Source organism: Ciceribacter sp. L1K22 (assembly GCF_017599385.1).
Lineage (GTDB): Bacteria > Pseudomonadota > Alphaproteobacteria > Rhizobiales > Rhizobiaceae > Allorhizobium.
Genome location: NZ_JAGFPK010000001.1, coordinates 2,378,393 through 2,399,929, shown reverse-complemented (window position 1 = coordinate 2,399,929; position 21,537 = coordinate 2,378,393). Strand labels below are relative to the sequence as shown.

The 21,537-nt window shown below is 60.6% G+C and carries 16 protein-coding genes; 6 read left to right on the top strand and 10 right to left on the bottom strand.

Going from position 1 to position 21,537, the window contains the following annotated elements; genetic code table 11:
- Positions 1-684: 684 nt before the first annotated feature.
- Positions 685-942: a hypothetical protein gene (locus J5J09_RS11995; protein WP_208551011.1), complete on the bottom strand. Its 258-nt coding sequence runs from the start codon at positions 940-942 to the stop codon at positions 685-687.
- A gap of 224 nt (positions 943-1,166) precedes the next feature.
- Between J5J09_RS11995 and J5J09_RS11990 the strand changes: the two genes are divergently transcribed.
- Positions 1,167-1,916 carry a PRC-barrel domain-containing protein gene (locus tag J5J09_RS11990; RefSeq protein ID WP_208551008.1) on the top strand — a complete coding sequence of 250 codons (750 nt, stop codon included), beginning with the start codon at positions 1,167-1,169 and terminating at the stop codon, positions 1,914-1,916.
- 207 nt (positions 1,917-2,123) lie between these two features.
- On the opposite strand, the gene J5J09_RS11985 is transcribed toward J5J09_RS11990, so the two are convergent.
- The 5 genes from J5J09_RS11985 to uvrB form a co-directional block, all read right to left on the bottom strand.
- Positions 2,124-2,570, bottom strand: a complete 447-nt coding sequence (locus J5J09_RS11985; RefSeq protein ID WP_208551005.1) for a hypothetical protein — start codon at positions 2,568-2,570, stop codon at positions 2,124-2,126.
- A 358-nt stretch (positions 2,571-2,928) separates the two neighbouring features.
- Complete coding sequence (locus J5J09_RS11980) at positions 2,929-3,309, bottom strand: hypothetical protein (protein ID WP_208551000.1); 381 nt, start codon at positions 3,307-3,309, stop codon at positions 2,929-2,931.
- A 418-nt stretch (positions 3,310-3,727) separates the two neighbouring features.
- On the bottom strand, positions 3,728-3,973 hold the full coding sequence (locus J5J09_RS11975; protein ID WP_208550996.1) for a CopG family ribbon-helix-helix protein: 246 nt from the start codon (positions 3,971-3,973) through the stop codon (positions 3,728-3,730).
- Positions 3,974-4,192: 219 nt separating this feature from the next.
- Positions 4,193-4,690, bottom strand: coding sequence for a hypothetical protein (locus J5J09_RS11970; RefSeq protein ID WP_208550990.1), 498 nt, complete (start codon positions 4,688-4,690; stop codon positions 4,193-4,195).
- 2 nt (positions 4,691-4,692) lie between these two features.
- Positions 4,693-7,761 carry an excinuclease ABC subunit UvrB gene (gene uvrB, locus J5J09_RS11965; protein ID WP_208550986.1) on the bottom strand — a complete coding sequence of 1,023 codons (3,069 nt, stop codon included), beginning with the start codon at positions 7,759-7,761 and terminating at the stop codon, positions 4,693-4,695.
- A 190-nt stretch (positions 7,762-7,951) separates the two neighbouring features.
- On the opposite strand from uvrB, the gene J5J09_RS11960 reads away from it, so the two are divergent.
- Entirely contained in the window at positions 7,952-8,887 is a 936-nt protein-coding gene (locus tag J5J09_RS11960) for a hypothetical protein (RefSeq protein ID WP_208550979.1), read from the top strand.
- Between the two features lie 589 nt (positions 8,888-9,476).
- On the opposite strand, the gene J5J09_RS11955 is transcribed toward J5J09_RS11960, so the two are convergent.
- The 3 genes from J5J09_RS11955 to J5J09_RS11945 all read right to left on the bottom strand — a co-directional run bounded on the left by J5J09_RS11955 (position 9,477) and on the right by J5J09_RS11945 (position 13,057).
- Positions 9,477-10,211, bottom strand: coding sequence for a hypothetical protein (locus J5J09_RS11955; protein WP_208550978.1), 735 nt, complete (start codon positions 10,209-10,211; stop codon positions 9,477-9,479).
- 101 nt (positions 10,212-10,312) lie between these two features.
- Entirely contained in the window at positions 10,313-12,310 is a 1,998-nt protein-coding gene (locus tag J5J09_RS11950; protein ID WP_246745829.1) for an EAL domain-containing protein, read from the bottom strand.
- 360 nt (positions 12,311-12,670) lie between these two features.
- Positions 12,671-13,057, bottom strand: coding sequence for an acyl-CoA thioesterase (locus J5J09_RS11945; protein ID WP_208550974.1), 387 nt, complete (start codon positions 13,055-13,057; stop codon positions 12,671-12,673).
- Between the two features lie 201 nt (positions 13,058-13,258).
- On the opposite strand from J5J09_RS11945, the gene J5J09_RS11940 reads away from it, so the two are divergent.
- On the top strand, positions 13,259-15,070 hold the full coding sequence (locus J5J09_RS11940) for a methyl-accepting chemotaxis protein (RefSeq protein ID WP_208550972.1): 1,812 nt from the start codon (positions 13,259-13,261) through the stop codon (positions 15,068-15,070).
- A gap of 78 nt (positions 15,071-15,148) precedes the next feature.
- On the opposite strand, the gene J5J09_RS11935 is transcribed toward J5J09_RS11940, so the two are convergent.
- Positions 15,149-15,691, bottom strand: coding sequence for a hypothetical protein (locus J5J09_RS11935; RefSeq protein WP_208550968.1), 543 nt, complete (start codon positions 15,689-15,691; stop codon positions 15,149-15,151).
- A 209-nt stretch (positions 15,692-15,900) separates the two neighbouring features.
- Between J5J09_RS11935 and J5J09_RS11930 the strand changes: the two genes are divergently transcribed.
- From J5J09_RS11930 to J5J09_RS11920, 3 genes are all read left to right on the top strand, one after another.
- Positions 15,901-16,623, top strand: coding sequence for a hypothetical protein (locus J5J09_RS11930; protein WP_208550965.1), 723 nt, complete (start codon positions 15,901-15,903; stop codon positions 16,621-16,623).
- Positions 16,624-17,018: 395 nt separating this feature from the next.
- Positions 17,019-17,840: a sulfite exporter TauE/SafE family protein gene (locus J5J09_RS11925; RefSeq protein ID WP_208550961.1), complete on the top strand. Its 822-nt coding sequence runs from the start codon at positions 17,019-17,021 to the stop codon at positions 17,838-17,840.
- Between the two features lie 130 nt (positions 17,841-17,970).
- On the top strand, positions 17,971-21,489 hold the full coding sequence (locus J5J09_RS11920; RefSeq protein WP_208550956.1) for an SIR2 family protein: 3,519 nt from the start codon (positions 17,971-17,973) through the stop codon (positions 21,487-21,489).
- Positions 21,490-21,537 lie beyond the last annotated feature (48 nt).

The following is a 21,537-nucleotide window of genomic DNA, read 5'->3' as shown; positions in this document are numbered from 1 at the left end:
CGCCTTGTGGTGTATCCGCGACGGAACGGGAACAAGGATACGGGCGCCGGGAAAAAGGGGGAAAGCAGCGGTGAGATTTTTTTGAGGGTGGGAGGGTTTTTCTAGTAAGATTATGATTTTGTTGGGAGATAATTTTGATGTCGTGCCTTGGCGCGCCCCCTCACCAACAAAATCTACGACTTAGCTTTGCTAAGATCGTGATTTTGTAACCTCTCCCACCAAGGGAGAGGTAGGGCCGCACCGGCGCGGCAAACGCCTCCTCTACCCTTGTGGGAGAGGAAGCAATTTCAGCATCTTAGCGCAGCTAAGTGCTAGAAATTGCAGGTGTGGGGGTCGGCTAAGAGGCACGCCGCCCGCCCATCTCCCCCCTTGCGGGGGAGAAAGCGAAATCGAGGAATTGGCCCGATCAGGGCCAAACCTCAGATTTCGCAAGAGAGGGGCTCGGTGAGGGTGGTACCCACGGGAACTGTGCCCCTCTCCAGGAAAATCTGAAGTTTAGGCGGCTTGCGCTGACCTCAAGCCTCGATGTTCCGTCCTCCCCCGCGTAACGGGTGGAGGTGGGCGGAAACGGGGCGACGAACCCCTCTCTTGCGATTTCAGATGTTTAGCCGTGGCTGCGCCACGACTAACGCATCGAAATCGCTTTCTCCCCCGCATGGGGGCAGATACGGCGGCGACGACGCCTCACGCCTCGGCGGATTGCTCGACGTTATGCGCCACGACCTGGGGGCGGGGGTGGGTGCGGACGGGGCCGCCTTCGAGGCGCTGGCGCGTGAGTTCGACGCTGCCGCGCACGTAGAGCGCGTAGGGCTGGCCGCCGGCCGAGGTGATCGCCATGGCGATGATGGTGACGCCTTCCTCGAAGGTGGAGATATAGAGGACCTGGGCCGGATTGACGTAAACATCCTGGTTATGGGTGTTCTTGAAGGCAACCAGAGCCATGCATCTCTCCTGTCACAAAATGCATTTCGCGAAAAATGAATCACGATCCTATCTGCGATTTATCGCGGTGACTCGGTGAATACATGGTTACCGCCGGACGTGTTTTTTCGCAGCCGGACGGGACTGTAGCTGTTTTTTGCCACTCATGATGGCGGTTTGTCGGGAACAAAGCCCCGATCTCACCGTTGGGTTGGTGTCATTCAAACACGAGAGGAGCACCCCCCATGACCAAACGTTTTCTGAGCGTCCTTATGCTGTCCGCCGCCTTCCCGATGGCCGCTATGGCCCAGACCACGGCCGACCCGGCCACGCCGGACGCCGGCATGACCCAGACCGAAACCCAGGTTGACGGCTCCGCAAAGCCGGTTCCGACCGACGCACAGGCCGATACCAGCGCCGACATGACCGCCACCACGCAGATGGCCGGCGCGGGCGAGACCTTCGTCACGGTTCCGGAAACCGGCGCATGGCGCGTCAGCGACTTCGAAGGCAAGAGCGTCTACGGGTCCGACGGTGAAAGCATCGGCGAGATCAACGACGTGCTCGTCAGCCAGGACGGCAGCATCAACGCCGTGATCATCGGCGTCGGTGGCTTCCTCGGCATCGGCGAAAAGGACGTGGCCGTCAACATGGCCGCCTTGCAGCTGAAGCCGGGCATGACCCAGACGGAAGCCAACCAGGCGGCAGAGGCCCTTCCGGACGCTGACGCCGGCGTTTCCGACGAGACCACGGCTTCGACCACGCCGGATACCTCGGCTTCGACCGCCGGTAGCTCGACGACCGAACCGGCCATGCCTGCCGATGGTACCGCCGAGCCTATGGCCGGCGACCAGATGGCCGCCAACGATGCCAACGACGTGGAAATCGGCGAGGACGGTCTGCCCGACCGCATTATCCTCAACGTGACCCGCGAAGAGCTGGAAAACGCTCCGGCTTTTGAAGGCGTCCGCGCCGAAGGCGTTGTCACGCCGTAACGAGATGGAGGGCGCCGCCCGCGGCGTCCTCCTGTTTGCGGGCCCGCGGAACGGATGTCAGGTTCCGCCCGCGCGGCTCGCAGTTCTCCCAGTCCCCCGAAGACTTGCCCCTGCTTTTGCGGGGGGGGGGGGGGCTTTTTTTGCGGAGTGGGGTGAGGGTGGTGGAGATCCTAACCCCCCTTAATATGCTGCCAACTTGTGCCGAACTTAGCTGTCGTCACTGGACTGAAACGCAGCAGCTTCACCCACTCCCGCCACTTGCCCGTTCAACGTGACGTTTGAAATATACTTAGCCAAAGCTTCAATATGTATTCTTGTCTCTTCAAGTCTCTCAAGCAATAACTCACGACCAGCGGTAAGTGTAGCTATCGAGTTAGCTGATTTCTCAATCGTCTCAATTTCGATAACTTTTGCAAAGCTGTTAATTAACGCAATGAGATCATCCATCGGCACAATTTTTAATAAATTTTCATTATTGGCGAATCTGACAGAAATACGAAATGCTACTACACATGGGCCGCCGCCGCGCGCTGGAATAAGAAACGCGGTGCTTTCGACAGCATCGAGCGGGTCAAGCCCCATTTCTAAATATACTTCGTCTCCAGACATACGATCAGTTACTGAAGAAACTGTTTCGCTTTCGGTAATTTCCATTAGTGACGTACTCTTGCTTTCTCAAACGCAAATAAATTTTCGGGGTTTTCTTGTTTCTTTACCGAATAAGTCATAGGGCGAAGGTGGAGTGACGTCTCGCCGGTGAGTTGTGTGTCGCTAAGCCCTCTCTTAATTGAGTTATTTAACACTGTGGTCATGAAGTCCAAGTCTACGTGACCCGTGCCCACAACGTTAATAGATTGAGAACTGTTTCTAACGAACATGTTGGCAATCAAGTCCGCTTCTCGGTCCATCTTGGTGAGTAGTTTGTGATCGACGTGCCGTCTCTCGGCCGTCATTTGCCGCGTCGTGTAGAAAATGATGAACCCGAGCCATGAGAGAGAAAGAGCCAAGTAAATCAATTTCTGTCCTCTTTTTGCATTATTCCTGAAACGCCAATGCTAAGCATCCACATAGCTAGTATAAGTGCGAGAAATACCGAATTTGGATCGGGCTTGAAAGAAACTACGCCGTCACTAGATAATCCAAGGGCGTCAATCTTTATTGCCATGTAAAGCAATATGGTCGCGAAGCCTATCAATACTTCATATATAAAGCTGGTCCTGCAGGCTATCTTCTCTCTTATCAACTCTGATAAGATCGCCACAGCCGCCCCAAAAACCAACGTTATTGTCGGCTGCCATACCTGTTCGATATTTTCAAACTTCATATCGTAGGCGAGGGCGACGCTAATAGCCGCTCCGAATAGTGTGTGTATCGCAGTGTGCACGTTGTTCATGTGTTATCTCGCCGAGAGGTTGTTCTTTAGCCAATGTGAGCTGCTAAATCAAGCTTTAGGGAGACGTGTGGGCTTATCTTTATAGGTAATTATGCAATCTCGTGGTGTGGTCGACCGAGTGGAGATAGGGTTTCTTTGTCTTTCTGGTCCCACGAGGTTAGGCAGATGCTTCATATTCGTGATAGATGGCACTGCGGTGCGGCGTTTTCGTCTTGAGTTGGCGTTCTGCCCCGCAATCGGTTCATTAAAATGATTGCTCCGCCTTACGCCGGACCGATGCTTGCCTTCGGAGAAGCGGTCGCCGGACCCCCTCACCAAGTTCGCCTCGCCAATCGGCTTCGCCTCTTGGGGCGAACTATCCTCTCCCACCAGGGGGGAGAACGGGGCAGAGCGCGTCTGGTATAGCGGACGGATGCCATCAGGCATTGCGGGGTTTGGCGCCGAAACGGGTGAGAACGGCGCTGACCTCGTCGTCACTGGCGAAATCGCCTCGGCCGGCTTCCGCGAGGCCGGCCTCGATCTCCTCGATCTGCCATTCCTCGCGGGCGACATAAGCCTCGATGGCATCGGCGGCGACACTGTCGGCCGGACGCGCAAGCTTTTCCGCCAGTCGATCGAGGCGGGCGGCGGTTTCGTCGGGGATGCGGACGGTGATCGAGTGCATGGATTGTCCTCGGGTTGAGGCGATTATGGAGGGTTGATGGAGTTCGTCAAGGCGGAGACGTCTGCACCCCTCACCAAGTTCGCCGCGCCAATCGGCTTCGCCTCTTGCGCTCCATCGCCCTCGCGCGGCGTGGCGCTCGGGCCTCCGGGCGCTGACATCGACTTTATTGATGTCCGGCCTTCGGCCACCGCTTCGAAGCCCACCAGGGGAGAGGAGGGGTCACCGCCCCGGTCGGCCAGTCTTGCCCTTGGTGCGGCCCTTGCGCTTGGTGTCGACGGGGTCGTCGATAGAGGAAAATTGCACATCAGCCGCCGTCACCACGTCAAGACACGCCGATGCGGTGATGAAGCGGTAGTGGATCGCCGCGGGGTTCATCTGCCGGTAAAATTCCGACTGGGCATTCCAGAAGCGGCTGTTCTCGACACGATAGGCGAAGTGCCGGTGCACCAAACCGGTCCTGTCCAAACCGTATTCCTCGCTATCAAGATACACCTCGTCAAGGACACGGACGATGTCGGCGTGGTCGAAGGAGACGCGCAGGATGCGCGATGTACCATCCGTTTCCGTGAAACTGAAGTCGGCGGAGAAGGGATTGCCCTCGTGCTCGACCAACGGATCGCTTTTGCCGAGAAACACATAGCTGTGGTGCATGCCGCTGAGGCACAGGCCGGTGCAGGGGGCCGTGACGCCAGCGTCAATTGGATGATAGCGTATCATCCTTAACGCCCCGGTCTTCCCGTCTTGCCCTTTGTGCGGCCCTTGCGCTTTACGTCGATCGGGTCCTCGTAGGAGCCGGCGCCGGATTTGGCGCGGATGATGGGGCGGGGGTCGTTAGAGGAGGGGTCGTCGGCTGGCCCCTCATCCGCCCTCCGGGCACCTTCTCCCCGCTCGCGGGGAGAAGGGGGCGTCGCGGGCTTCTCCGGCAGTTTTCCGACGACCGGTTTTTCGGTGCGGCCGACGGTCATTTCGTCGAGGGTGTTCTTGCGGAACAGCGACTTGCCGGCGGGGACGGCGCCGTCGGCGCCCATGTCGTCGAGGTGCGGCTTGGCGAAGTAGGAGGTGGCCTCGGGGTTTTCCGGCGAGAAACTGCTGCCCTTGCCTTCGGGGACGCCCGACTTGTTGCGGCCGGAGGGGGAGATGCGGGGGTGGTCGGAGTTCGGGGTGCCCCCCTCTGTCCTGCCGGACATCTCCCCCACGGGTGGGGAGATCGACTCGCGGCCGCGCTTCGCGCCACCGGTCTCCGTATTCCTTGCCTCTTGCTTTGCGATCGGATCGTCCATTGCCGCCAGTTCGGCGGCCTTGAGGCGTTTGATTTCGTCGCGGAGGCGGGCGGCTTTTTCGAAGTCGAGGTCGGCGGCGGCGTCGCGCATCTGTTTTTCGAGCGCGTTGAGATGGGCCTGGAGGTTGTTGCCGACGAGGTGGCCGCCATCGGCAAAACCCTTGCCACCAGCGCCGGAGATGTCGGCGCGGACATGGTCGCGCTCGTAAACGCTGTCGAGGATGTCGGAGATGCGGGCCTTGACGGATTCCGGCGTAATGCCGTGTTCGGTGTTGTAGGCCATCTGCTTTTCGCGGCGTCGCGCGGTCTCGTCCATGGCCCGCTGCATCGATCCGGTGATCTGGTCGGCATAGAGGATGACCTTGCCGTCGACGTTTCGCGCGGCGCGGCCGATGGTCTGGATCAGCGAGGTCTCGGAGCGGAGGAAGCCTTCCTTGTCGGCGTCGAGAATGGCGACGAAGCCGCATTCGGGGATGTCGAGGCCCTCGCGCAAGAGGTTGATGCCGACGAGCACGTCAAAGGCGCCGAGGCGGAGATCGCGGATGATCTCGATGCGCTCCAGCGTGTCGATGTCGGAGTGCATGTAGCGGACGCGGACGCCCTGTTCGTGCAGGTATTCGGTCAAGTCTTCCGCCATGCGCTTGGTGAGCACGGTACAGAGCGTGCGGTAGCCCTTCTGCGCCGTCTCGCGGATTTCGCCGAGCACGTCGTCGACCTGGGAGCGGGCCGGGCGGACCTCGACCGGCGGGTCGATGAGGCCGGTCGGGCGGATGACCTGTTCGGCGAAGACGCCGCCGGCCTGCTCCATCTCCCAGTTGCCGGGGGTGGCGGAGACGGCAACGGTCTGCGGGCGCATGGCGTCCCATTCCTCGAAGCGCAGCGGGCGGTTGTCCATGCAGGACGGCAGGCGGAAGCCGTATTCGGCGAGCGTCGCCTTGCGGCGGAAGTCGCCGCGATACATGCCGCCGATCTGCGGGATGGTGACGTGGCTTTCGTCGATGAAGACCAGCGCGTTGTCGGGGATGTATTCGAACAGCGTCGGCGGCGGGTCGCCGGGCTTGCGGCCGGTCAAGTAGCGCGAATAGTTCTCGATGCCGGCGCAGGAGCCGGTCGCCTCCAGCATCTCGATGTCGTATTTGGTGCGCTGCTCCAGGCGCTGGGCCTCCAGCAGGCGGCCGGCCTTTTCGAGCTCGGCGAGGCGCAGGCGCAGCTCTTCCTTGATCGCCTTGATGGCGCCGTTCAGCGTCGGGCGCGGCGTGACGTAGTGGGAGTTGGCGTAGATCTTCACCGACTTCATCTCGCCGGTCTTCTTGCCGGTCAGGGGATCGAATTCGGTGATCGCCTCGATTTCGTCGCCGAACATGGTGATGCGCCAGGCGGCATCCTCCAGGTGGGCGGGGAAGATCTCGATGGTATCGCCGCGCACACGGAAGGAGCCGCGGACGAAATTGATGTCCTGGCGCTTGTACTGCTGGGCGACGAGGTCGGCGAGGAGCTGGCGCTGGTCCAGCCGGTCGCCGACCGTCATCTGGAAGGTCATCGCGGTATAGGTCTCGACCGAGCCGATACCGTAGATGCAGGAGACCGAGGCGACGATGATGCAGTCGTCGCGCTCGAGGATGGCGCGGGTGGCGGCGTGGCGCATGCGGTCGATCTGCTCGTTGATCGACGATTCCTTCTCGATATAGGTGTCCGAGCGCGGCACGTAGGCTTCCGGCTGGTAGTAGTCGTAGTAGGAGACGAAGTATTCGACCGCGTTGTCGGGAAAAAAGTTCTTGAACTCGGAATAGAGCTGCGCGGCGAGCGTCTTGTTGGGCGCGAGGATGACGGCCGGGCGCTGCGTCTCCTCGATCACCTTGGCCATGGTGAAGGTCTTGCCGGAGCCGGTGACGCCGAGCAGGACCTGGGAACGCTCGCCGGAATTGAGGCCCTCGACGAGATCGCGGATCGCGGTCGGCTGGTCGCCGGCGGGGGCGAAATCGGAGGCCATGCGGATCGAGATGCCGCCCTCGGATTTCTCCGGCCGGGCCGGGCGGTGCGGCGTCCAGATCTGACCGTCCTTGAACAGCGGATTGCCGCTCTCGATCAGCGCCGACAGCGCCTCGACCGTGGCGGTGACGCCCGATTTCGACAGGCCCTCGGCCTCTTCCAGCGACACGTCGAGACCGGCGACCGGATTGAGGCCGGCGGCGGCGCGGGTCTTCGGGTCCGAGGAGGCGCCGATCGAGACGCCGCGGGAGGTTTTCTGGGATGTGGTATGTTTGGCGGTGGTCTTCTCCAGCGCGACCTTTTCGGCGTGCTTGCGGGCCTCGATCTCGATCTTCTTGCGGTGTTTTCCCGCTTTCGACGCGAGCTCGCGCTGGCTTTCGACGGTCGAGGCCTCGGCCTCGGCCTCCAGTTGCTTCACCCAGTCGGCGACGCTGCCTGTGAGCGGCGCGCCTTCGAACGGCGCCTGGGGCTGCTCTTCGAAACCATCGGATGCGGGGGATTTCTTCGGTGATCTGGCCATGGGCGGAATATGGAGAACAGCCGCGGCAAAGGGAAGGGGCCGGGCGGGGAAAATCGGAACAAAAGTAAAACGAAAGCGAGGATGCTGACAGGATATGTCAGGGTTCGGGAGCGATGGTTCCGGCTGCGTCATGGCGGCTTCGCGGCGGGGCCGGACGGTGGTATTCTTTCGTCGGGTCGAGGAACACATCATGGCGGATCAACGGCATGAAGCGCTGGCGCCGGCGCCGGAGACACTGGCGCGGATCAGGGCGGAGATCGACGCCTACAATGCCGAGCGAGCGCCCGTGGAACGAGAGGCGTGGATGCGGCGCGGCGCCGCGCTGATGGGTTTCGCCGTGGCGGTCGTCGCGCTGCTGCTCGTTGTCGGCGCCATCGGCGGACGGTTCATCGCCGGCCTCGCCGGCCTGGCGATCGCGGGCCTCGCCTACGGCGCCGTTTTCTGGTCCGAGCGGCCGCTCCGGCGATTCCGGCAGGGGATGCGCGACCGGCTGCTGCCGCTGATCTTCGGCTTCGTCGACGATCTCTCCTACAAAGCCGAAGGGTCGAGGCGGGTGCTGGAGCGGTTTCCGAAGGCCTGCCTGCCGCACGACCAGGCGACCTTCCGCGACGAGATCGGCGGCACGGATGGCGGCTTCCGCTTCCTGATCGGCGAGACGGTCATGACCACCGGCAAGGGCAAGGGCCGCAAGGAGGTGTTTCGCGGCGTGATCGTCGCCTTCGCGCCGGAGACGGGCTTTCCCGGCATCCTCTCCGGCGGTCCGCGTCCGGTCGGGCTGGCGGGCCTGGCGCGGGCGATCTTCGGGGACGGCGGGCTGGAGGCGGTGACGGACGAGAGCCTGCCCGAGGCGGTGCTCTACGAATTCCGGACCGACAATGCCGAGGCGGCCTCCGGACGGCTGCCGGCGCTCGGCAAGGCGCTTGCCTATCTCGTGACAGTATGGCCGCAGCGGCCGATCCGGATCGTGCTGCACCACAAGCACGGCTTCCTGCTGGTGGCAACGGCGAAGGACTTCTTCGAACTGCCCCACGGCGGCCGCGCCCTCGACTTCGACCGCGACATCCGGCCGATGATCCTCGATCTGCGGATGCTGGTGGAGACGGCAAGGCTGGCGGCGAAGGTGTGAGGGAGCTAATGAGTGCGGAGTTTCCCGTCTGTTTAGCCCAGATTGCGAGGTAAGCCTTTATTTACGAAAGAACTTTGAGCCTATGAAAATAGAAAAGGCTCCCCAAGCAACAAACGAAATCACGTGGAAATACAGTGATGTCACATGAAATAATCCGTACATTAACATGAAGAAAAAAACCCAAATCCCTGCGCTTAGATAGTGAGAACCGACGCCCGAAAATATGGGTTTAAGCAACCGATAGGCCCAACGTTCCTTAGATTTCATAGATACTTTAAGCCCCGTTCGAGAGGAAATTATCAGCACCATTAGCTACATTATGTGTGTTTGAATCCTTCAGGAAAATCCAATTTCCGGTTTCGCGCCGGATCATATCTATGTATTTTCGATCAGGTCGATTTTTGTTGAGAGATTTTCATTCGTGCGCGTCGTCTGTCCTTGGGACGACGTCACCCCCGATTTTGATTGGCCAAAATCTCCTAGAAGAATGTCTGCATCATATTTTGCCACGCTCCAGCATTCCGGGCCGTTTCTATGCGCTAAGGCAAGGCTGCCGCAAATTTCCTGGATACAGCGCAACTCGCCTGCGTCAGGCTTTGGCTGCGGCTATCCGCATTGAGCCTCTGACAAAAGTTATAAGCAGTAGCAAAATCGCAAATAAGATACCGCCAATGATGTTCTGACGATTGAACACGTATTCGAGTGCCCAATCACCACGCTCCAGAGGCCACACTCCAGCGCGGTCTCGGACCGCTGGGCGACCTGAAACGGGGTCGACGCCGAATTCGCAGCCGTTGACCTTGGTTACGGATGGACCAGACTTGAGGAAATTGAACGGCATATTTGTGCTGTCCACCTCCCGCCGTTGCAGGAACCTGCCGTTACGGTCGAACGTGTCGATCGAATCCGTCCTGACGCTATAGATGCTCAGCGTGTTGTCCGGACCGGCAACTATCTTGAACAACCCACCTGCGTTGTCCGGCTGATAGGAGGTCTTCAGCTCCCCTCGGCAACTGTAGCGCTGCACTCGATCTGCTCGCCCCATGATCGGGTCTTTGACCTTAACGTAGACATCCCCCACGGCGGTCACCACCACTTGATCATGTATCCCCGCCGTTGGCCAAGCTCTCACGCTCAGAAGGCGCTGATAGAAGAGGTTAGCGGTGGACGCCCCTATCAGCGCGAAAAAGACTAATGAAAGCGCAATTTTGCCCAGGAGTTCGTCCCGAAACGGGCCGCGCCGCCATAACTGAACGCCCCCGAAAACGGCCATAAGCACCGGGAAGACAATCTCGAACCAATTCAGAGAAACATATGGGTTCATTCACCTGCCTAGCGCCAAGTGTCCTAAGGCCAATTTACGAAGCTGGTGACTTTCATGAGTCTACGTCCTGGAGCTTATAGTCTGCCCATAGAAGACAGCCTCTACGCCACCGACAGATGCCGAGCCTTTCTCTTCCCCGGCCGGTCCCGTCTGACGTCGAGCCAGGCGTCGAGGGCTTCCACCGGCATGGGGCGGGCGAAGTGGTAGCCTTGGGCGATGCGGCAGCCGAGGTCCTTGAGGGTGGCGGCGTCCTCGGGGCTTTCGACGCCTTCGACGACGATCTCGATCGACAACGCCTGGCCGAGGCCGACGAGGGCGGTGATCAGTTCCTGGTTGGCGCGGGTTTCGGAGACGCCTGTGACGAAGCTGCGGTCGATCTTCAGGCGGTCGACCTTGAGGCTGACCAGATAGGCAAGCGAGGAGTGACCCATGCCGAAATCGTCGACCGCCAGCTTGTAGCCGGCGGTTTCCAAGCGTTTCAGCTGTTCGCCGGCGCCATCGGCATCGAGGATCGCCTCCTCGGTGATCTCGATTTCCAGCAGCCGTGTATCGATCGCATGGGCGTTCGTGACGCGCTCCAGCATGTCGGCGACGGAATAGAGCGCGAACTCGTTGGGCGACACGTTGAGCGCGACGGTGGCGGCCGGCAGACCGAGGCCGGCGAGACGGGAGAGCAGCCGGCAGGCGCGGTCGGCGACGAATTCCGTCAGCCGTTCGGCGAGATGCAGGGCCTGGGCGGCCTCGACCACTTCCGGCGGCGAGATCACGCCGAACTGCGGGTGGAACCACCGCAGCAGCGCCTCGAAACCGGTGATCTCGCCGGTATCGAGCCTCACCTGCGGCTGGAACCAGACTTCGAGGCGCGACTGGTCTATGGCGGATTCCAGATCCTGCTCGATCAGCCGCTGGCGGTCGGCGCGGGACTTCATGGTCGGTTCGAATTCCTGGACGCGTCGGCGGCCGCGTTCCTTGGCGGCGTAGAGCGCCATGTCGGCGCAGGCGAGCAGTTCGCCGGCCGAGGCGGCATGGTCGGGAAAACCGGCAAGGCCGATGCTGAGACCGATGGAGAGCGCCGTCCCGGCGAGCGCCACCGGCTGGCGGCTGACATCGAGAATGCGGTCGGCAAGCGCCGCCGCCCTCGATACCGCATCCTCTCCGGTCACCAGAATGGCGAATTCGTCGCCGCCGAGCCGGGCAATCAGACCCGTCTCGCCGGCCGCCGCAAGAAGACGACGGGCGACCTCCTTCAGCACAGCATCGCCGGCGCCATGGCCGAGCGTATCGTTGATGGTCTTGAAGCGGTCGACGTCGAGCAGCAACAGGCAGGCCGGTTCCCGTTCCACGTCGATTTTGTGCGCCAGGGTTTCTGCAAAGCGGGTGCGGTTGGGAAGGCCGGTCAGCGAGTCGCGGCTTGCGACCACCTCCAGCTGGCTGTTCGACTGCTGGATGTCGCGGTTGGCACGCGACAGCGATCCGGCGAGGGAGGTGGCCTCCAGCTTGCCCAGTTCGTTGCCGACAAAGACGCGCTCGGCGTCGATACTGCTGCGGACGAGGATGACCGTGAAGGCGACGACATTGGCGGCAAGCACCAGATCGACCGTGCCGCCGGTGCGCAGCAGCGAGACCAGGATGGCGAGCTGGACCGGGACGGCGAAGGCAAGGCTCGGATAGGCGCAGCCGATGCCGCGAATGACGGCGCCGCCGGAAATGCCCATCATGATGAGGTAGACATAGGCATCCGCGCCGGTGCCCTCGAAATCAGCGATGACGAAGGGCAGGGCCGCCCAGGCGAGACCCGAGCAGAGGGCGCCGACGCCGATGGCCCTCAGGCAGAATTGCGGCGCCATGGCCGGCAGCTGGCGCTTGCGCAACCCGACCTGCAGCGCCGCGCGAAAGGCGATGGTTGTCAGGACCGCGGCGGCCCAGCCGAGTATGGCGTAGAACCCGTCGCCCACGGCGATGGTGAGCAGCGTGACGGAGACGACGATGAGGGTGTTGAAGGCCAGGGTGGACGGCTGGCCGGCCATCAGAACCTTTGTCTGGACTTCATGGATCGCCGCTGCGAAACGGGTCCGGCCGATGCTGGCTAGGTTGTCCAAAAATGGTATCCCGAGCTGAAAACAAAACTAAAATCAAAGTGATCGGCACGCCGACGCATATTTGACCGCCACGCTTCCATGGATTCGATAAGAGTTCGTTAATGGGGTCTCGCGCGGGTGGTCAGCGGCACTCGGCAGGGCGCGAAATCGTTGAAATGGTTTACCGATCCTTGGCGGTGCAGGGTCAATCCTCGCCCTTTACCCACAGTATCCCACTGGAAAACCGGAGAAACCGTCACGGCGGCGGCTGCCGCGGTTGCTCGCACATTGCGGCGGGAGAGCGTCTTAGGGGAGATGGGCGAGCGTTGCGCGATCGTGCCAAGTCGATTGGCCGTGGCCGGGCAGGCCGGCCGGGTCAACTCACGCCGGCGGTACCGGGGTCGGGCGGCCTTCACCGTCGAGCGCGACCATCACAAAGGTGGCCTCGGTGACCTTTTCCATGGTGTGGGTGAGATAGCGCTGGGCCCAGACCTCGACCGAGAGCGTCAGCGAGGTGCGGCCGACACGGCTGATGTCTGTATACACGCAGAGCGTGTCGCCGATCTTGACCGGCATGTCGAAGGCCATCTTTTCGACGGCGGCCGTGACCACGCGGCCACGGGCCCGCTCGGCGGCGCGGATGCCGCAGGCGAGGTCCATCTGGGCCATGACCCAGCCGCCAAAGATGTCGCCGGCGGCATTGGCGTCGCCCGGCATGGCGAGGGTTCTGAGCGTCAGTTCGCCGCCCGGCATGGCTTTTTCCGTCATCCTCGATCCCTTCCTTGGCCGAATCTCGGTCGTACACATGCGAGTTTCGTTCAACTTTCCGTCAATTACATCGCTTTTTTTAGATAACTCCTCCGAAAACAAGGGGGCTTTAGTGTTTCATAAAGGAATGACATTCACATACTCCTATACCGTAATTTAGCAATATTAATACGCGTACTGCGCTATTTCGGAGGATGACGAATGCACCGTATCAGCATCGCCATGCGGCTCTACCTACTTGTTGCCCTGGCACTGGCCGTTCTGGTCACCACGCTGTTCTTCAGCGTCTTTTATACGTACAACTCCCTCGCGCAGGAACGGCGTGCGGGTCTGGCCTCGATCGACCATACGGCGATCAAGGTGTTCGAGAAATTCCACAAGATGGAAGTCGACGGCACGCTGACGCGCGAAGAAGCGCAGGAGCGGGCGAAAGAGGTGATCGGCGCGATGCGCTATGGCACCGACGGCTATCTCTGGATCAACGACATGACCCCGACCATGGTCATGCATCCGATCAAGCCGGAACTGAACGGCAAGGATCTGAGCCAGAACAAGGATCCGGAAGGCAAGTTCCTGTTCGTCGAGTTCGTCAACACCGTGAAGGCCAGCAAGGAAGGCTTCGTCGACTATCTGTGGCCGAAGCCCGGCTTTGACGAACCGGTGCAGAAGTTCTCTCACGTCATCGGCTTCGAGCCCTGGGGCTGGATCGTCGGCACGGGCGTCTATGCCGACGACCTGGCGGCCGCCTTCCGCCGCAACGCGATCGAATACGGTACGATCAGCGTCGTGGCGATCCTGCTGATCGCAGGGGCGGCCTGGCTCGTCGTGCGCAGCATCGGCGGCGGCATTGCCCGCATCCGCACCGCCATGGCGGATATCGCCGAGGAGCGCATCGACACAGAGATCGTCGATGCCGACAACAATGACGAAATCGGCAAGATGGCAAAGACGCTGCTGGTGCTGCGCGACTCGGTCAAGGATCGCCTCAACCTGCGGGTCCGCGAGGCCGAGCAGCAGCAGGCGCTCGACAGCGAGCGGCAGTCGAACGAACGGGTGCTGCGCACTTCGGCCGAGCGGCAGGAGCATGCGATCCACGAACTGGGCACGGCGCTGGAGCGTCTGGCCCAGGGAGACCTGACGGTCTCGATCGGCGCGCTCGGCGAGGAATACGAGAAGCTTCGCCGCGACTTCAACGCGGCGGTGGGCGCGCTCAGCAGCGTTCTCGGGGCGATCAGCCAGACCAGCAATGTGGTGACGGAAAACGCGCAAGGCATCAGCGAGGCGACCAACAACCTGTCTCGCCGCACCGAGCAGCAGGCCGCCGCGCTGGAGGAGACCGCAGCCGCTCTCGACGAGATCACCGCAACCGTGCGGACCTCCTCGGAACGGGCCAACGAGGCGCGCGAGATGGTCAACGAGACCAAGGCGTCGGCCAACCGCTCGGGCGAGATCGTGCGCAGCGCGGTCGATGCCATGGGCCGGATCGAGGGCGCATCCAACCGGATCAGCCAGATCATCTCGGTGATCGACGAGATCGCCTTCCAGACCAACCTCCTGGCGCTCAACGCCGGGGTCGAAGCGGCGCGTGCGGGCGAGGCGGGTCGCGGTTTCGCGGTGGTGGCGCAGGAGGTGCGCGAGCTTGCGCAGCGTTCGGCCAATGCGGCGAAGGAGATCAAGACGCTGATCAACGATTCCGCCGCGGAAGTGGAAGGCGGGGTCAAGCTGGTGCGCTCGACCGGCGAGGCGCTGATCGAGATCGAGGAACTGGTCAACCGGGTCAACGATCACGTCAACACCATCGCTACGGCCGCGCGCGAACAGTCGACCGGACTGCAGGAGATCAACACCTCCGTCAACCAGATGGACCAGATGACCCAGCAGAACGCGGCGATGGTGGAGGAAACCACCGCGGCCGGGCAGACGCTGGCCGCGGAAGCGCGCAACCTGCGCGAACTGCTCGGCCGGCTGCGGCTTGGCGCCGAGGTCCAGCAGGGCGGCCGTCGGGCGGCGTGACGATCAGGCGCCGCGCCGGGGGGCAGCGGCGTCGACGGATGGGGGTCGGCCTGGCGCCGGCCCCTTTCTTTTTGGGGGTTATTGCGCGGCGCAATCGGCGGCGACGGCGGCGATCGCCTCCCGCGCGCCGGAAAGCGGGAAGGTGGCCTCCACGAAGCCCGGGCCGGGCGGGCTGACGGTGAGCGGGCCGTCGCCGGCAAGCAGGGTGGCGAGCGGCTCGTCGGCCTTGATATCGGCGACCATGACGCCGTCCATGGCCATGAAGGCAAGCTCCTTCTCGACGCGGGTGCCGCCCGAGGAAAAGACGAAGGTGCCCTTGTACTCGTAATCGTCGCCGGGCGGGGTGCCGGTCCCGCCGTCATCGAAGGTGAGGGCGTAACTGCCGGGTTCCCAGCATTGCAGGTAGAGCTGCGCCGGGCGCTCGGCGGGGCCTTTGGCGCAGACGGAGGCCGTCATCGCCTCGCCGCCCTCGACCTCCCAGACGTCGGAGGTCCAGCGGTCGCAGGAGGACTGGGCAGCGGCGGGCGATGCGGCCCCAAGGACCGGCAGCGCCACCGGCAGGGCCGGGGCGACGAACAGCGTCGCTGCGAGCGTCAAACGGATGATGTCGGCTCCTGGCATGTCAACCTCCTGCCTCCAGGCGTACCTCGGGATACGCTCTCTCTTAGCAGGGCCACGGGCGGGAGGCGATAGGGCGAAGGGGCGCATGCCGATGCGGCGTGGACGGAGGCGCCGGCGCCAGCCTGAAGGCCCGAAAGGATTGATAAACGTCTCTCGGCCATCCTTGGCGCAAAGGCGCGGCGGGTGAGCTGTCGCGGGATGGTGTGTCGATGCTGTTTTCCTCCCTTTGCCGGCGGATTCTGCCGCTGCTGGTGCCGGTCGTTCCGCTGGCCGGCTGTTCGCCGGAGCGTTTTCTGCCGCCGGCGGAGATCGGATCGGCAACCAGCCCGGACCGGCAGCTCGTCGGCCGTGTCGATGGCAGCCGGCAGCTGATTGGCCGGGTGGGCGATCCCGGCGCCGACACCGGGGACGCAACGGAGAGCGGCGCGATGGCCGCCGACGACTTTCCGGACGCGCCCATGGCCGACCAAGCGGCGCAGCCGATCGTGCCGCCGGAGACGGCTACCGGTGCGGCGATGACGGATACCTGGGCCGAACCGGCGGGCAGCGCTGTGGTGGCCGATGACGCGACGGCTGGGGAGACAAGTGGCGCGACGCTTGCCGGGGGGGCGTATGCCATTCCTGACGATGGGGTGAGCATGGATGCCGGGCTCGGGATCGGCGCGGCGCCGGGGACGACGCTGCAGGAAACGGCCGTGGCACCGCCGCCGGCTGCGCCCATCGCGCCGGAGGACATGGTGATCGCCGAAGGGGCGACCGAGCAGCCGGTCGTCGACGGGATCGGAACGGATCAGCCCGTCTATGTCGTCGCGCCGCCTGCGGCGGCACCTGCGATGCCGCAGGACACGCTGGGCGAAGCCTCAACGGACATTACGCCGGACCCGACGGTGACCGGCGGCGTTTCAAAACCCCAGGGCCGGACGGGCGACTGAGCCGCAAGGCAAAAAAATAGCCGGCGCGCGGGGGAGCGCCGGCCAAGCCCAGCGTCGCGGCGGGCGGGGAGGCCGCGGCTGGAGGAAAGGACGGGACCGGAAGGCAGGGCCGGCCGCTTGCGGTCTCGGGTATCGGTTGGTCCGGTCGTCGGTTGCCGCGGCCGTGCGCGTTTGAGGCTTACCCCCTCGCAAAGCCCTCAAGACCGATGTCCAGGAGGGGTGTGCGGGAAGCGTACCGGGATCGGCCATGCCTTCCTTGTCCGGGCCGGATAATCCGCTATCAACGTCACCATCTTATGACGCTGGCGCCGGCGGTCCGGATGACCGGAGCGGTTGGCGGGCGTCGGTCTGCAACGGGCCACCCTTTGGCGGGCGAGGTCCGCACGAGGTGTGACATGTACCCCATTTCCGACCTTCTGATGTTTGGCGGGATGCTGATGGCGGCGGGCGCAGTGGCGGGGCTGCTCGCCGGCGTGTTCGGCATCGGCGGCGGGGCGGTGCTGGTGCCGGTGTTCTACCAGATCTTCGGCTATGTGGGCATCGACGATGCGGTGCGCATGCATCTGGCGGTCGGATCGTCGCTTGCCATCATCGTGCCGACCTCGATCCGCTCGTTCCTGGCGCACCGGCAGCGCGGCGCCGTCGACCACGATCTCTTGAAGGGTTGGGTGATCGCCGTGCCGCTTGGCGCGATCCTCGCCAGCGTGATCGCGGCCTACGCCTCGAGCGAGGCGCTGCGGGCGATCTTCGCCGGCATCGCGCTGGCGCTTGCTATCAGGATGATCTTCCTGCACGGGCGCTGGCAGCTCGGCACCGACCTTCCGGGCCAGCCGGCGCGCTTTCTCGTCGGCACCGGCATCGGCCTGCTCTCCGGGCTGATGGGCATCGGCGGGGGCGTGCTCAACAACACCTTCATGACCTTCTACGGCCGGCCGATCCACCAGGCGGTGGCGACGTCGGCCGGAGTGGGCGTGCTGATCGCGCTGCCGGGGCTCGCCGGCTATGTGGTCGCCGGCTGGGGCGATCCGCTGCTGCCGCCATTTTCCACCGGTTTCATCAACTGGATCGCGGTGGCGCTGATCATCCCCATCACCTTCCTCGTCACCCCCTATGGCGCGCAGCTGGCGCACAAAATGAGCAAACGCCAGCTGGAAATCGGCTTCGGGGTGTTTCTGCTGGTCGTGTCGGGGCGGTTTTTCTGGAGCTTGTGGGGGTGAGGGGGTGCTAAATTCAACTGGTGTAATATTAATGTCTACACGTGGGTGTGTTTTTGATGCAAACTTGAGATTGTTTCGACCAAGTGCCCTGCGCTAGGGTTGCCAACGCAAAAGCGGGGTGCTCCAAACTATGGGAAACGATTCAGTATCGGCGATAATGGAGACCTTTCGTGGTCTTCCCGACTTTCCCGCTTTTGAGGCCTTTTCCCGCGCCTTATGGCGAAACGAAGCGGCCGTCATGGTGGGTGCAGGCTTCAGTCGGGTCTGCGCGCGTGAGCCCGATAGTCCGGTTCCTCCGTTGTGGGAAACCTTTCAAGCGGCAATGCGAGCGGCCTTAGGATATTCAAAGGAAGCGTCACCTGATGCGTTGAGACTCGCCCAGGAATACCAAATACTTCATGGCGAAAATGGCATGGACGAACTAGTCCGTCGTCTAGTTGCAGACGGGCAGTGGCAACCAGGACCTCTTCATAAGCAGCTTATGGAATTTCCGTGGCGCGACGTTCTGACGACAAACTGGGATACGTTACTCGAACGCACGAAACCGCAAACTCCTGACCGAATCTACAGCTGCGTAAGGACCGTGCAAGATATTGCAAACCAGCCGTCACCTAGGATTGTAAAGCTCCATGGCTCGATGCCATCCCACAAACCTTTCATAATTACCGAGGATGACTACCGAACTTATCCAGTTAGATATGCTCCGTTCGTTAATCTCGCTCAACAAGTCATGCTTGAACATGACGTTTGCCTCATAGGCTTTTCAGGAATTGATCCCAACTTCTTGGCGTGGAGTGGCTGGGTCCGAGATACCCTTAATGTATCCGCTCGTCGTATCCGACTCGTTGGAGTATTGAAGCTTTCACAAGTTTCAAGAACGGTCCTCGAGCGGCGTAACGTAACACCTATCGATCTAGCTCCACTAGTCAGTGATGTTCACCCCGACGAGCAGCACGAAAAGGCTCTAAGGCTGTTCTTCTCAGCTTTGTCGGCATTTAAACCGCCATCGCCGTATATTTGGATCAGAAATTCGGAAAAATTCTCTCAGTCGGCTGTAGCGAAGGATAAAGAAAAGCCGACCCGCGCAGAAGTCGCGGCATTTTGGGCCGATGAGAGATTTAGGTATCCCGGCTGGATTGTTGCTCCAAGTCGGGAAGTAGCCTACCTAGGGCATAATTCCCCGCATTTGCGCAATTCCAATGATCCGGCCGACGCTTACTTAAGATTTTGTGCGGAACGGATTTGGCGTGATCGCGCAGCTGGAATTTGGCTCAACCGGCAAGATATTGTGGATGCTGACACCTATTTTGAGGTAGCAGAACGGCTTTTACCACAACAGCAAAAGATTGAACTTTGCGTGTCGATCGCAGGAGAGCTACGCCGTTTTCGCCAGTGGGATGATTGGGAACGTTGGCTCGTTCGATTGGGGAACATTGGAGGTAACGAGGCGACGCTTCATCATGCCTATGAAAAAGGGCAGCGCGCAGTATTAGATTGGGATGACGACGCGGTTTTGAGTGCTGCGAATGCCCTGAAAAGTGATGAGCCGATCTGGATGATGCGGCGCGCGGGGCTCTTAGCTGCACTTTTTCATGACAAGGAAGCGGCCGAGTTGTATGAGGCCGCACTTTTCAGCGTCCGGCACAAGCTTTTGTCAAATCCGAAGTCAGCGTGGTTGATATCACTTGAGGGATGGGCGGCTATGTTCCATCGAGTTTCCAAAGCGGCGTTGACGGACGATCCTTTTGTTTTGCCGGAGCGTGAGACAGACGAGACCACTATGCGTTTCGCCGCAGCGAAGGCAGATCCCTGGGATATTATTTCAAGACTAGAAACGCTTGCGTCAGACAGAATCGAAAGAAATCGCAGCGACGCCCAACAATGGAAGTTATCGTTCAAATCTGGTCAGTTTAGCCTTGGCGGTACCATTCGTCTGGGTGGGGACTCCCAGTGCCCATTTTATGGCCTTCTCGACGTTATTGAACGAGTAGGAGCCCCCGATCACATTGCAAATACCAATCTGTTCTCCACTCGTCTATCGACAGCTTATAGGGCAATTAAAAATCCAGATGAAGATGATCTTCTCACCTTTTTTGCCAGATATCGAGGTTCAGATAAAAATATTCTCGACTGGATGATGTCACGCATGCAGGTTGCGCGTTTGAGTGACGCAGCGGTAGGAAATTTTCTTTCAGTAATATCACGGCGGGTGGAAAAACTACTTAATAACAATGGCGTTTTTAGACCTGAGGGTTACCTGGTCTTCCTCTTGAAACTCCTTGCGAGAGTTATTGTGCGAGCATCTACTGTTCAGGCTCTTGCGCTGTTTGAATGGGTGATTGATCTTCTGAATAGCTCGGTGTCGTCTTGGAGAATCTACACTGCCTGCGGCGAAGTCTTGGAAAGCGCTGTAGAGGCTATGGAAGCTGATGAGCGCCAAAAAGCCATGGCGCTAGCGCTCCAGATGAAGACACCTGGTGAGGTCGGCGCCATGGGCATAGAGCGAGACTGGCCTGAAATATTTGAGATATTTTCAGAGACTGACGGTGAGAAGTTTGAGGTGTCGGTTTTAAACGCCATCCGCATAGACGCGCTGCTTGTCCTGGTGAAGAACGGAGCGAAAATAGATCGCGGTAGGGCTATAAGACGACTTCATACGCTTTACCAAGCTGAAAAGCTAAGCGCGGATCAGATTACCGCCTTAGAAAGTGCGATCTGGGGTCGGTGCGGGGAGGTCGGATGGCCGTCCGATACAGACCTCTACCCTTGGATTTTCCTGGAGCTACCCGGGAAGTCCCGCGCAGAAACGCTGTTCATAGAACATGTTGTTGGGGGAGTTGCAAAGGGTGAAATCAGCAGCGAAATGCTATTGAATCTCCGTTTGGGCCTGGAGAGGCTCGATGCGATTGTCCCAACAGAAGCGGTCATCTCGTGTGTTAAGAAATGTGTAACTTGGCAACCGAATTCGGTGCAAAGGGAAAATGCAGTCTTCCCCCATTTCTGGACAGATAATGGGGAGGACCAAGCGATCGCGCGTGAGATCGGAGAGGTTTTGGGTCGGAGCCTGCTGCCTCGCTTAAAAGCTGACGATATTCCGAACGATGTCGCTGAGCTTTTAAGTGAACCATATACGTTACAACATATTATTTCGCTGGCGGCAGCATCATATGAGTTGTCGCGGCTATGGCCGGATAAACAAGGTGCCGCCTTGAAAATCATTCGTTATGCTTTGGCGAGTCGAGAACCAGCAAGAGTTTACTCGACATTTGCGGCTATGAAGAATTTCATCAGAAAGCCGTCGACAAGAAATGACATCCGTATGGAAATTAAGAACATATTGCTTCATATATGTGAGCAACGTACTCAGCCGGGGCTAGCGCCTAGTCTAAATCTTCTCGCGCAAATGATGGAGCGCGGTCAGCTCGACGCAGGAGATATTGAACGCCTTACAAGCTCTCTGCCGCACATTTTGATTGAGTATAGTTACGATCAAATCAATTTAGAGGTGCCGGCGATGGCAGAACTCCCACGTGTACGTAGGGAGTTACACCTTCTTTCAACGATGCTTGAAAAATTCGATCCGCAAGTTGCGTCCATAAAGTCGGCACTTGATAGAGACCCGTTGCCAGAAGTTCGGGTTTTGAATTGAATGGAACTGGTGAACAGCTAGTTATACGGTTGTCGTTTTAGTATCTGC